Source organism: Leifsonia poae, assembly GCF_050632195.1.
Taxonomy (GTDB): domain Bacteria; phylum Actinomycetota; class Actinomycetes; order Actinomycetales; family Microbacteriaceae; genus Leifsonia; species Leifsonia poae_C.
In genome coordinates, this window is sequence record NZ_CP192580.1 from 3064261 (window position 1) to 3077018 (window position 12758).

General features: G+C 62.8%; 12 protein-coding genes and 1 pseudogene. 3 read left to right on the forward strand and 10 right to left on the reverse strand.

All coding sequences use genetic code 11. The annotated features are described in order from the left end of the window. Window positions 1-1458 (forward strand): FAD-dependent oxidoreductase, encoded by a 1458-nt coding sequence (locus ACQ86A_RS15435; RefSeq protein WP_431277852.1) that lies wholly within the window; start codon window positions 1-3, stop codon window positions 1456-1458. Between the two features lie 47 nt (window positions 1459-1505). After that, window positions 1506-3290, forward strand: coding sequence for an ABC transporter family substrate-binding protein (locus ACQ86A_RS15440; protein WP_431277853.1), 1785 nt, complete (start codon window positions 1506-1508; stop codon window positions 3288-3290). A gap of 93 nt (window positions 3291-3383) precedes the next feature. Here the strand turns inward: ACQ86A_RS15440 and ACQ86A_RS15445 are convergent, their stop codons facing one another. From ACQ86A_RS15445 to ACQ86A_RS15460, 4 genes are all read right to left on the reverse strand, one after another. Continuing rightward, window positions 3384-4097 carry a hypothetical protein gene (locus tag ACQ86A_RS15445; protein ID WP_431277854.1) on the reverse strand — a complete coding sequence of 238 codons (714 nt, stop codon included), beginning with the start codon at window positions 4095-4097 and terminating at the stop codon, window positions 3384-3386. 54 nt (window positions 4098-4151) lie between these two features. Next, a complete protein-coding gene (locus ACQ86A_RS15450) occupies window positions 4152-4772 on the reverse strand; it encodes a TMEM175 family protein (RefSeq protein ID WP_431277855.1) in 621 nt (206 codons plus the stop codon). Window positions 4773-4835: 63 nt separating this feature from the next. Continuing rightward, complete coding sequence (locus ACQ86A_RS15455; RefSeq protein ID WP_431277856.1) at window positions 4836-5228, reverse strand: VOC family protein; 393 nt, start codon at window positions 5226-5228, stop codon at window positions 4836-4838. Then, entirely contained in the window at window positions 5225-5506 is a 282-nt protein-coding gene (locus ACQ86A_RS15460) for an ArsR/SmtB family transcription factor (RefSeq protein WP_431277857.1), read from the reverse strand. The genes ACQ86A_RS15455 and ACQ86A_RS15460 overlap by 4 nt, the downstream gene beginning before the upstream one ends. Before the next feature lie 161 nt (window positions 5507-5667). On the opposite strand from ACQ86A_RS15460, the gene ACQ86A_RS15465 reads away from it, so the two are divergent. After that, on the forward strand, window positions 5668-6507 hold the full coding sequence (locus tag ACQ86A_RS15465; protein ID WP_431277858.1) for an aldo/keto reductase: 840 nt from the start codon (window positions 5668-5670) through the stop codon (window positions 6505-6507). Here the strand turns inward: ACQ86A_RS15465 and ACQ86A_RS15470 are convergent. The 6 genes and pseudogenes from ACQ86A_RS15470 to ACQ86A_RS15495 form a co-directional block, all read right to left on the reverse strand. Next, on the reverse strand, window positions 6490-6912 hold the full coding sequence (locus ACQ86A_RS15470; protein ID WP_431277859.1) for an MmcQ/YjbR family DNA-binding protein: 423 nt from the start codon (window positions 6910-6912) through the stop codon (window positions 6490-6492). The two genes, ACQ86A_RS15465 and ACQ86A_RS15470, sit on opposite strands and share 18 nt — an antisense overlap. Window positions 6913-6998: 86 nt before the next feature. After that, window positions 6999-7343, reverse strand: a complete 345-nt coding sequence (locus ACQ86A_RS15475) for a LysR family transcriptional regulator (RefSeq protein WP_431277860.1) — start codon at window positions 7341-7343, stop codon at window positions 6999-7001. A gap of 548 nt (window positions 7344-7891) precedes the next feature. After that, window positions 7892-8833: pseudogene (locus ACQ86A_RS15480) on the reverse strand (integrase core domain-containing protein); the annotation flags it as partial. A 134-nt stretch (window positions 8834-8967) separates the two neighbouring features. After that, complete coding sequence (locus ACQ86A_RS15485) at window positions 8968-10266, reverse strand: hypothetical protein (RefSeq protein WP_431280514.1); 1299 nt, start codon at window positions 10264-10266, stop codon at window positions 8968-8970. Then, window positions 10158-10625, reverse strand: coding sequence for an ATP-binding protein (locus ACQ86A_RS15490; protein WP_431277861.1), 468 nt, complete (start codon window positions 10623-10625; stop codon window positions 10158-10160). Before ACQ86A_RS15490 ends, ACQ86A_RS15485 begins: the two co-directional genes overlap by 109 nt. Next, window positions 10622-11233 carry a hypothetical protein gene (locus tag ACQ86A_RS15495; protein WP_431277862.1) on the reverse strand — a complete coding sequence of 204 codons (612 nt, stop codon included), beginning with the start codon at window positions 11231-11233 and terminating at the stop codon, window positions 10622-10624. Before ACQ86A_RS15495 ends, ACQ86A_RS15490 begins: the two co-directional genes overlap by 4 nt. Between the last annotated feature and the right edge of the window lie 1525 nt (window positions 11234-12758).

Genomic DNA, 12758 nt, shown 5'->3' on the forward strand with positions numbered 1-12758 from the left:
ATGTACGACCTTGCTGTGATCGGTGCCGGTCCGGCCGGTGTCGCTGCGGCGCTGGCCGCCGCGAAACGCGGGATCCGCGTCGTGGTGATCGACGAACAGCAGCGTCCAGGCGGCCAGATCTTCCGCCGGCCCCCCGTCGAATTCGGCGCGAAGTCCGGATCGTTTCCTGCCGGCTATCCCTGGGCTGCCGACTTGCTCGCCAGTGCCGAGGCTCACCCGGGAGTCGAGTGGCTCGCGGGTTCGACCGCGTTCGGGATCTTCCCCGAGGCGGCAGGGGGCGGCACGACTCTGAGTGTCGGACTGACGGGTCCGGATGGCGCCAAACGCATCCGTGCTCGTCGCTTGCTCATCGCGACAGGCGCATACGACCTACCTGTCGCTTTTCCCGGGTGGACGCTGCCCGGAGTGATGATGGCAGGCGCTGTCCAGGGCTTCGTGAAGAGCCAGCGGCTTCTCGTCGCCGAGCGTTTCGTCTTGGCGGGATCGCATCCCCTTCTGCTCATCGTGGCGGAGCAGTTGCGCGCGGCCGGTGCGGACGTCGCCGAGGTCGCCTTCGCACGGGGATTGCCTGGATTCGGCGAAGCGGTTCGCGCGCTTCCTGCCGTACCAGGGCACGTCGGTCTTTTTGCTGAGACGGCTGCCTCGGTCGCGAGATTGATCCGCGCCGGCGTGCGGATCTCGACCCGCACGATCGTGACAGCGGCGGAAGGTGAGGGGCGTGTGGCTGCAGCCAGGCTCGCGACGGTCGACCGGGAGTGGCGCCAGACAGGGGCAAGCCGCACCGTACAGGCCGATGGCCTGGTCATCGGCTACGGTTTCCAGCCCTCGACCGAGCTGGCCAGGCAACTCGATTGCTCCATGCGCTGGGAATCGGCGAAGGGAGGCTGGGTCGTCGAACACGACGAGACGATGGCGACTTCGGTGGCAGGCGTGTACGTCGCGGGAGAGCCGACCGGCGTCGCGGGAGCTGAACAGTCCCGGGCCGAAGGTGAACTCGCAGGGATCAGCATCGCCGCCGACCTTGCGGCCGTGGACGGCCGCTCTCGTTCGGCCTCGTCCGCGTCCTCATCGCGTCACGCTCGCCGCGGGATCAACCATGCCCGCCGGTTCTCGCGCGTGGTCGAGCGCATGTTCGAGCCGAACCGCGACGCCTTGCTCGCCTTGGCGACTCCGGCGACCACGGTGTGTCGGTGCGAGCTGGTCAGCCGTCGTACGATCGATGCGGTGCTCGACGCGAACCCGCACCTCGACACTGCCAGTGCCGTGAAACTCGAATGCCGGAGCGGGATGGGGCCGTGCCAAGGCCGCTATTGCGAGACCGCGGTCGCCGCTATCGTCAGAGCCCGCAGTGGTCGTTCCGTCGATGAGGTCGGACGGTTCTCCGCCCATGTGCCCGTCAAACCGGTTCCCCTCAGCGCCTTCGCCGTGCTGGGAGAGGAGGAGCCGGTCGAACACTGAGCTCAGCCGAAAGACTTCATACCCAGCGCACTAACACAGGAGAAACATTGCACAGCAGTAGAAGAAGGGTCCGATACGCGGTCAGCGCGGTCGCCGTGGCCGGCGTCGCAGCACTCGCGTTGTCTGCCTGCACCACATCCGGCAGCGCGTCGGATTCGACAGCCGCCACGGGCGGCACCGTTACCGTCGCGGTCGTCAACGACCTCACGTCGCTGAACCCGGGGACGCCGCAGGGAAACGTGGACACCAACGGCCAGGTGGGCTATTTGGACGGTTCGTACGGATCGGGTTTCCAGTACATCGACGACAATTTCAAGATCGTGCACGATGATAAGTTCGGCAAGTTCGAGAAGACCTCGGACGACCCGCTGACCGTCAAGTACACGCTCAACAAGAACGACAAGTGGTCCGACGGCCAGCCCATCACGGCTGATGACCTGGTTCTCGGCTGGGCGATGCAATCCGCCTACTACGACTCGGCAACGTTCGACCAGGCCACGGGTGAGGTGACTTCGGGAACGCAGTACTTCACACCTGCTGCAGGAACCGCCGGTATCGACCAAACCTCGTATCCGACCGTCGGCGACGACAACACGTCGATCACCCTGACGTATGCGAAGCCTTTCGTGGACTGGGAGCTTTTCAACCCGATCGCGCAGCCTGCGCACATCGTGGCCAAGAAGGCGGGCCTGTCCTCGGCTGCTGACCTGACCAAGCTGCTGAAGGGTCTGCCCAAGGGTGACAAGTCGAGCCCGGCCGCGCCGGACGCGACCCTGAAGAAGGCTGCGGACTTCGTCAACACCGGTTACGACATCACGGCGTTCCCGACCGACAAGGACCTGCTCGTCTCCTCGGGCCCGTTCTACGTCTCGGCCTGGACCCCCGGCCAGTCGATCACCATGTCGAAGAACAAGTACTACGACGGTGGACTGAAGCCGAACGTGGACAAGATCGTCTTCCGCATCATCCCGGACGCCAACGCCCAGGTCACCGCTCTGCAGAACGGTGAGGTCGACATCATCAACCCGCAGGCGTCCGCCGACACCCTGACCGCCCTCAAGGCGACCAGCGCGAAGGTGCTCACCGGCGACCAGGTCTCCTACGACCACCTCGACCTGAACTTCGGCTCGACCGTGTTCCAGGACCCGAAGGTCCGTGAGGCGTTCCTGAAGACCATCCCGCGTCAGCAGATCCTCGACTCGATCGTCACCCCGGTGAACCCGAAGGCCGAAGTTCTGAACTCGCAGATCTGGCTCCCCAGCCAGGACGACTACGCAGCATCGGTCAAGCAGAACGGGTCGGACAAGTACAGCAAGGTCGACATCGAAGGTGCGAAGGCCCTGCTGGGCGGCGCGACCCCGTCGGTGCGGATCCTGTACAACACGAACAACCCGAACCGTGTCGACGAGTTCCAGGCCATCCAGGCCTCGGCTGCCAAGGCCGGGATCAAGGTCGAGGACGCCGGATCGCCCGACTGGAGCACGCTCCTCCCGGGTGGCAACTACGACGCCTCGCTGTTCGGCTGGATCAGCCCCGGTGCCGGCACCACCATGATCCCCCAGCTGTTCGCAACAGGCGGCGGCGGCAACAACAACCGGTACAACGCGATGAACGACGTTGCCATCGAGACGCAATCCACACTCGACCCCGACAAGCTCATCAAGCTCGAGCAGCAGATCGACAAAGCCACGTTCTCCGACGGATACGGCCTGCCGCTCTTCCAGCTGCCCGGCATCTTCGGCGTCAACGCTCGCGTCGACGGTGTCAAGTACATGGGCAACCAAACCGGACCCTTCTGGAACTTCTGGGAGTGGTCGGTCAAGTCCAAGTAACAACTTGCACGACAGAGCGGGTGGCAGCGAGCAATCGTTGCCACCCGCTCGCGTACACGCTTCGTGTAGCGGTCTGCCGGCTGTTCGCGCCTTTCAACGGGAGCGACGGGATGCTCGGCGTGCGAAGCCAATCTGGACGTACTCCAAGTCGGCGCGAGGCACGACCGCGGTGACGACGTACCCAGCGTTGATCTCTGCGCCGATCGCATACACGAATGGGTCGGTGTCGATCTCGAACGCCGGTATCTCGATGCCGTCTACGGTGACGGTCGTGAGTGAATTGACAGCGCGCTCCGTGACGCGAGCAGCGAAGCGGTCGGCGACTATGTCGCCCAGTCCCAGCTCCTTTCGGAAACGATTCATCAGAATGTAGTTGGTGTGTTCGACGAGAATGCGCGTCCCTGACGAGAGTTCGGACTGGTCGCTGTGCCATGTCGTCCTGACGGCCTCCCAGAGGATCGGGTAGCGCATCCGCTCGACTTGCTCGATCAGCCAGGCGGGCCGCGGGACGGGGAATGGTCCGTCTAGCGCACGACTGATCGCATCATCGAGAACGGCAAGGTTTGCCGGGTCCGAGCGATCATCGGGATTGCGCCAGAGCGTGTAGGTGATGCCCACTGTCATCTCTGAGAGGTCGGTCATGCCCGAGGACATCGTGCTCTCCATGTGAACGTCTTCAAGAGTTGGCTGCGCGACGAATCCCATAACAGGTACGGGCATCAGCTGCAGCCTCTCTGCTTGAGCAATACGAGGATCGGGCGCGTCCTCCGGAATGAACCCGCCGAAGCGCATCGGTGCACTCCCCATCAGCCTCCTGCCCTTCCGCAGTTCGACACCGTGCTCAACGGTCCGCTATCGCCTTCAACTTATTGTCTCGCTCGCCGACTCCGAATACCCGGTCTGGTTGAACAGGTAGTAGATGCTGAGTGCGCCGTAGGCGGCGAGCATGATGGGCGCGCTCCAAATACCGATGACTGCTGTGAGCGGGTAAAGGATCGTCCCTGCCCCGAACCGGAGAACTGCAGAACGCCTTTGCGCCCGCGTGATGCTTCCCGAAGCCAATCGTGTTGCGCTGATTCGAGCGAAAAGCAGAGTGAACGCGACCGCCATTCCCGTCATCGACGCGCCGTAGAGAAGTGCGCCGATCCGGATGTCCTCGCCTGTTCCGTGAGCAAGAGCATCGGCGAGGGTGGCGGTGGTGAACGGGATCGTTGTGACCACCATCAGAAGGAACAGGTTCTCGAACAGAAGCACCCGATCGATAACGGTGGCGAATCGGAGGATCGAATGATGGTTGACCCAGATCACGCCGATGACCAGGAAGCTCAGCGCGTAGGCGACGAAGGATGGCCACTGGTCTGCCAACGCCTCCGCTAGCGAGTGGCCAGGGCTGATGTCGACATGGAGATCGAGCACCAACAGCGTTATCGCCACTGCAAGCACACCGTCGCTGAACGCCTCAAAACGAGCCTTCGACATCATGCACCCATACTGCCGGACAGCCGCGAACGGATGCCCTGCTCAACCCCGCAACGTCGGGGTCGTTTACGGCATGCTCGCGATCTGGATCAGGTTGCCGCACGTGTCGTCCAGCACCGCGGTGGTCACGGGTCCCATCGTCATCGGCGGCTGTGTGAATCGCACCCCGAGCGCGGACAGGCGGTCGAACTCGGCTGCAGCATCCTGAACGCCGAAGCTCGTGAACGGAATCCCGTCCTCGACGAGTGCCGCCTTGAAGACCTTGGCTGCCGGATGCTCGTCAGGCTCAAGCAGAAGCTCGACACCGTCGCGCGCATCCGGACCCACAACAGTCAGCCAACGGAATTCACCAGTGGGCACGTCGGTCTTCTTCACAAAACCGAGCGTGTTCGTGTAGAACTCCAGAGCCTTGGCCTGGTCGTCTACCAGAACGGATGTCGTGGTGATCTTGATGTTCATGACAGCTCCTTCGTGATTTGAGCAAGTTGTGCCTGCGCCTCGACGAGCACAGTCGGGTCGAGGTGATGGATCGTGGTGCGGCCACTCGTAGTCAGGTGCACCAGGGCGGCGTCCCGCAGCACCCCGACATGTTTCGCGACGGCCTGTCGACTCAGGCTGTGGCCTCGGTTGATCAGACGCACGCACAACTCGAACAGAGTCTGATCGTTTCGCCGCGCGAGCTCATCGACCAGCGCGAGCCGGACCGGATCGCCCAACGCTCGGAAGACTGCATCCACGTCGCCAGATTAGCAACCTTTTGGTTGCCAATCAATGCCGCACAAGTCCGATCCTGTGTGAAACTGACCACTTCGGGACCTGAACGGAGACGATGGTGGACGGCACTAAGCAGACGGATCGACTGGTCCGGAATCTCGCAGGAAGCTGGAACCTGGGCGGCATGACCGTCAATCGCATGGGGTTCGGGGCGATGCGCCTCGCTTCCGCATCTGCGTTCGGAACCGGCCCCAGTCGCTACCGGGCGGAGTCGATCGCCGTCCTGCGGCGCGCACGCGAGCTGGGCGTCAACCACTTCGACACGGCCGCCTTCTATTTCTCGCCGAGGCTTTCGGCGAACGAGTTGCTCAACGCGGCGTTCCCGAACCACGACGACGACATCGTCATCGCGACGAAGGTCGGTCCCGCGCGTACTGCGTCAGGCGAATGGGCTGATCCTGCGACTCCGGATGCCCTGCGCGGCCAGGTCGAGGAGAACCTGCGGCAGCTCGGTCGGGACCGGCTCGAGCTCGTCTACCTTCGTGTCTTCGGTGCCGGATCGATCGCAGACCACTTCAGCGCTCTCGCCGAGCTGGAAGCGGAGGGCTTGATCGGAAGCCTCGGTGTATCGAACGTGTCAGTGGAGCAGCTCATCGAAGCATCCGCGATCGCTCCGGTGGTCAGCGTTCAGAACCGTTTCGGGCTTGATGAGCGTTCATCCCTGCCCGTGCTTGTCGAAGCGTCAGCTCGCGGGATCGCGTTCGTTCCCTACTTCGCAATGGCAGGCGGCGGCCGAGAACGTGGCAGAACGGCAGAGGAACGACAGGACGTGATCCAGCTCGCCGAAGCCCACGGGGTGACCCCAACGCAGATCCGCCTCGCGTGGACGCTCCATCAGGGGCCGAACGTCCTTGCGATTCCGGGAACCGGCGATCTGACGCATCTTGAACAGAACGTCGCGGCGGCCGGGATACACCTCAGCGACGACGACTTGCGGATGCTCGACTCACCGATCGCCCTCTGAGTTCGCCCGCAGCGAGCTAGAGCCGACCTCGTCGAACTCACGCCGCAGATATTTCGGGGCTTGGATGCGCCACGCCTCCGTCACGAGTTCGGCAAGATGGTCGTCGCCGATCCCCGCCATACGGAATGCGACCTTCGGCTCGCCCCAAGGGGTCGTGGTGTGCAGGAACACGGTCGGAGCCATCTCGACAAGTGCGAGCTTGTCTATGCTGTCGGCGACCTTGACTCCGACAACGAGCTCGGCCGCGACTATCTCGCGAACGTCCTCGGGCATGCTCGGCCAAGGATGACACTCCCACGCGTACAGCTTGTGGCGAACGAACCACGCGGCGCCGCCCGTCGTCGCTCGCTCCTCGCTGCCGGGCAACCCAACGGCGATCCGGCGCACGTCATCGAGTGTGGCCATGACGCGACCCTATGCGGCACTCCCGACATCGAGGCACGAGGCCTGCGCGCGGTGCGACTCGACCGGGCGCAACCTCACCGGTCCGATCAACGACCCTGACGTTTCTTGAACGGCTTCGGCTGCCCCTTCACGGCCGGGGCGCGACCCTTGCCCTTCGACGCTTTGGCTTTGCCGCCGGCCGGAACCGCCTTCTTGACCGGTTCGGGTGCCGCGGCGATCTCCTCGCGCGCCGTGGTGAGAAAGAGCACGCCTGCCTCGGTCAGCTGGGTCTTAGAGGAGCCCCGAACGAAGAGCGGAGACCCCACTTCGTCTTCAAGCTTCGAAATCGACGAGTAGAGCGAAGCGAGAGGGATGTTAAGCGCGATCGCCGCACGCGGAAAATGCAGTTCCTCGGCCACGGCAACAAACCGAACGAGCAGGGTGATGTTCACGGATGCCTTTCTGGATCGTGCCCTGGAGGGACTCGAAAACTGCGACCACCCTTTCACCATCACACGCGAGGGTCCAAAATCCGCGGAATTTCGCGCTTTTTCACCCACCGGAAGTGACCATGATCACACAAGAACTCGCTCGATTGTGGGCAAATTGTGGGCAAAAAGGTCAGCTCGGCGAGTCCCGCTCTGTGATGTATCAGGACATCTCTGACGATTCTGCATCAGGACATCTCTGACAGTTCATGTATCACGACATCTCTGACAGTCCGTTTGTTTTGCGTGGCCCGCGGGGTCCTCGAGGGTTGCCGCTGCCGACGTATTTGATGCCTGGCTCGGGCCAGGGGTATTCGGCCAGGAGGGTGCCCTGGGCGTCGAAGATCATCAGCCGATCGTCGTCTTCGATCCGGTAGGCGATGCTGCCCGCGAGGGCGGCTGACCTGGAACTTGGCGCCGCGGGCATAGACGGTGCCGTTGTCGTGGATCCGGGTCATCCGAAGTCGGTCGTTCTCACCGACTGGTGCTGCCTGCTGCGGGATCGGGCGAGGTGGCTCGACCACGGGTGTCGCCGCCCAGGACAGCGCTGGGGTGATCCGACCCGGCAACCCTTGGTGCGGTCGTTCAGTGTTGTAGATGATGTCGAACGCGTCGACTTGGGCCTGCAGTTGCTCGAGCGTCTCCGCGAGCGGTTGCTTGTCGAGGAACCGGAACAGGGTCTGGTGGAACCGCTCGTTTTTGCCTTGCGTGGTCGGTTTGTAAGGCTTCCCGGTGATCGGCTCGACACCGAGCGAGCGCAGATAGACGACCAGCTGACCCAGCACTCCGCGCCGGGATGGGTTCAGTGCCGCGCCGTTGTCGGAGAGCAGGCGTTGCGGAACGCCATGCGCTGCGATGCCCTTGGAGACGACAGCGATCGCTCCCGCCGAAGTCTCACCCCAAGCAACATGGGATGCGACCGCGAGCCGGGAGTGGTCGTCGATGAGTTGGAAGATGACGCACTTCCTGCCGCCGGTGAGGACGTATTCGGTGGCGTCCAGCTGCCAGCAGGCGTTCGGCGCCGGATAGACGAACCGCCGATACGACGCCCGCGGCTTCTTCCGAGGCTCGACCCGAGCAACACCGGCGTCGCGGAAGATCCGCGCCAACGACGCCGTGGACGGCACCGGCTCCATCCCGAGAGCTCGCATCTTCTCGTGAACACTGATCGGGCCGTGATCCAGGCCGGACTGCTCCAACGCCGCCCGGACCCCGATCGCCTCCTCGATCGTCTCGTCCGCGACCTTCGCCGGGCTGCTGCGCGGCCGTCGCGATCTCGGTTCCAACGCGGCCGCCGGCCCGTCCTCGCCTACCCGTTTCCGGATCGCGTAGAACGTCTCCCGAGAAATCCCATGCTCGGCGCAAAACGAGGTGATCGCCCCGCGCGGCGCATCCGGCGGCCACTGAACGATCGCGAGACGGACACGAGGATCGACAGGCTCAATGCGGCTCATCCCTCAAACATTGAGGGCAAGTGTCAGGACCAAACACTGCCGAAACGTCAGAGATCTATTGATTCACAAACGTCAGAGATGTCCTGATACATCACAGCGAGTCCCGCTCGGGCTCTGTCTGCCACGAGCGTCGGCTAGACCGCATATAGAGATCCAGCGTGAGCCCATACCCGCTCGAGCGCGTGTCGTATCTCGTACGTCGCGTCACTGCTGCTTAGGGCGGGGTCGCGCTCGAACTGCAAATCCGCAAGAGCGATCGCGTATGCGGTGAACGCGATCTCGAAGCTCAGCCTCCGGAAAGTGGCCTCATCATCGGGGAGCGCCCGAGCAGCCCTGACCACGGGATGGTCAAGGTTGATCGTAATCTTTCTCGCTTCAGCATCCCAGAAGGACCGATCCTCATCCGGGCCGAACTCGGCGTAGTCCACAGACAGTCCGCCGCGAGGGCGACTGCGACCGGTGCCGGCCGGCGCAATTGTCTTGTCGCCCTCGGCGTCAGGAGTCGCTGATGGAGAAGCGTTATGTCCCCCTGGCTCACCTTCTCCTTCCCCTGCACCGCCATCTTGTCCGCCAGGCGTCGACTCACCGCGGTTCTCTCCAGCAATTCCATCTTCCCTACCGGTCTGGGTTCCGTCGGGATCGACTACGTGTTCTGTTGGCGACTCTTCCGAACCGCCACCGTCACCAGGGATGGAAGTTCGCCGTCGCGCGGCGCCGGATACATCCTCGAGCCGTTCCCGGAATTCCTTGAGGTCAGCATTGAGGATGTCTGCGATCTTGTTGGTAGTTTCTTTGAGTCTGCGAGATTCAGCATCGGCCTTCGCCTTGCGCCCTTGCTCGACCAGCTCTTGACGGGCCTGCTCGAGGCTCGCCCCGATGAAGCTGATCAGGGCAAGCGCCACGGGGTGCGCCTTGTTGAGCTTCATGCTTCGGTCATTCGTATACGCAGCGACCGGGTCGTACTTTGGGTTGTCTAACTCCGGGCAATCGACACGTCCGAAGAGCTGGCGCCCATACTCCTTTGAGTCGACACCCGCAGTCTCAATCGCGATTAGATTGTCCGTCCCAATCGTTACCTGGACCCCGCGATGGATCTCGTCCAACGGTCGCAATGCCGCCGAGATTTCGAGAGAAACATTCCCGAGAAGCTTCGTCTGCGTCGGCGTCGGAACGAATACCCGGGACCACGCGGCCGCCGGGTGCAGGATCTCACACACGCGGCCATTGACCGTGACCGTCGGCGAACCATGGAAGGCGGAAAGGTGTCGTTCGATCAAGGCCACGATCGGTTCCTTGGCCAACCTGACGCTGATGCCGTCGATTCTCACCGTAGTGCCGTTCGGGGCGCCGGCCGCGACAGCATCCTCTTCGAGCACCTCCAACGGCACTGAGGAACCGTCAGCCTCGTCGATGGCAGATCGGTCGAGGCGCACCTTTGCCGCTTCTTGTTCCTGACTGTAGTCAAGGTCAGGGAGCTTCCGATTCCGAAGGCAGCGGACTTGCCGGTTCCGAACTTGCCTCTCCCGGGAACCCCTTTGCGCCGCGCCTTATTCTCGCCGTGCATCGTGAAGTAGTGAGACAGATCGTCCCGGGTCATCCCCGCGCCATTGTCCTCAATCGTGATCGCCTTCGCTTTCTGGTCGATCGTCACATTGACGACGGGAACAACGCCGGGGTCAACATACTGAAGGGCATTGACTACGTACTCCCAGACAGCCGCTTCGGGCGTGCGGAACGACTGCGCCGACTGCAGAATGTCTCGACCCACATGGCTAACAACCTCGATAGTCATTCGTCCCCTGCTTCCTGCCGCCGCCTCGGCGCCTGTAGTGCGAGTGCGATCGGAATCGCTTCGCGAATAAATGCATCGAGCTCCGAATCGCCCCGCACGGATTCCTGCATCTGCGCGGCCTTTCTTGTTCTCTCCTTGACCGGTGTGTACTGATCGATTCGGAACACGCCCGCTGCCTGCCTGGCTGAAAACTTCTCGCCCTTCGCCCACAGCCGGAAGGCGTCCGAGGTTCGCACTCGGTGAGAGGCGGCACCGGATTCACGCGTCTCTGCGCGCCATCGCTGTGTAGCAGGGGACGTCGCCGCGACGGTAATCTCGGCGCCTACAAGCTCAGAATTCGCTTCGATCCAGGCGACTCCGACAGGAGTCATATGCCAGCCTGCCTGGATGGAACCCTCGATCCGCGGGCTCTTGCCTTCCCCTTCGTGCCGGAGCGATGTCCTCACGGCATCCAGATCCACCCGATCTGGGTATTTCTTCCAGCCGAAAGCATCTGCGTCAATGGAATGAGCAGCTATGGCGGCGTCTTCCGTGTCGACTACGCGAGAAGAGCCACCGAGCTTCCACAAGGCCAGCACCGTCACATCCTTTTTGGTGAGCTGCATCATTCTCCCGTCGCGCACACTTACTACCGGAACATTACCGCACACTTACTACTTTGTGTCAATATGTAAGGGTGGAAAACGAGAGCAGCAATGCCACTCTCCGACGCCTAGCCCTGGAGGTGATGCGCGAGTGGCCCTCGCAGCGGTCCGAGCTCGCCCTGCGTGCTTGCGGCCTGATTGAAGGCCAAGCTTCCGAATCCCTCGATGTAACTGCGGCAAGATTTGGGACTTCTCGCGAAACCGCACGTCGTGCACGCAACGACCTGATCGCACTGCTGGATGCGAGCGACACGCGCGGCCTCGACATCGCCGATGTGATCAGCAGACTGCCGCGTTCGAAACAGCGGGAGCCCGCTACCGACCCGGCTGCACGCGCCCTCAGGCGCATGCTCACGCTCACCGGCGAGATGTCACTTGACGGTGTCCTCAGCTCTTGGGCGCGTGCGGGAGGCAGGACGCCGTACAAGCCGTTGCCCCACAGTGAAACTGATTTCGCCAGCTGGGCGGAGACAGCGGGGGTCTCCAGTTCAGCTACGACTCGGATCGCCGACTCCAGGTTGGTGTCGCGGCCCCGGAGCCACTAGATCGCGTGTCCGAGTTTCTCCTCGAGGCATTGGGAGATCACCCCTCCGGCCTGGAACGCTTCACCCTTCTTGCTTTGGCCGAAAATGCTGGCCTGAAGAGGTCAACTATCGCGACCACGCTAACTACTCATCCAGGCGTCATGCGTCTCGGTAGGAGCACTTGGGCGTTGCGCAGACAGAGTGATGCAGACCTTCCCTTCTCGGCTCCGGAGTCGGCACGTCTCGTGAGATTCAAGCCCACCGCATTTGCGTGGAGTCCAGACGGATTGCTTGAAATCGAGTTTTCGCTCCCACGAGGCCCTAGCCCAGTCGTCGCGGTGCCGCGTTCCATAGCGGACTTGCTCGAGGGGCGAGACTTTGCGCTAGTTGAGGCGCCAAAAGGGCCGCGAGTTGTTATTCGAAGGGCGCGCCTCTGGGGATTCGGGGCGATCGCGGCCAAGCTCAATTTGGTTCCCGGAACTCGCGCGTGCTTGGCGTTCGACCTGATAACCGGGAATGCGACGTTTGAGCAAAAGCAGTGAAAGAACACGCAAGGGACATGCCTACTCTGGAAGATGCATTTGAAGCATTGCTTTCCGACGTCTACTTGAGTGAGTTCGGCGGCGAGCCGTCGCTGTCTTGGCTCGCCGCACTCGCCATGCGGTCGGGGACCCGCGGGCCCGTCGCCACACTGGACGAAGCCGGTGCGGTCCTCGGTGTGACTCGCGAACGTGTTCGGCAGGTGACGAGCCGAGTGGAAGCCGGACTGGCCGGTAAACACCTGCCAGCGCTCGATCGTGTGGTCGGTTTCATGACTACTCACTCCCCCGTACGTGATCCGATCGGCGCCGTTTTGTCCGCTGACGGCATGACTCGGCCAACCCTCACAGGCGCAGGCCTAATGCGAATGCAGCTGCTACTTCTAGCCCCAGGCACGGGGCAGTCCGACCTAGTGCTTTCTGGCG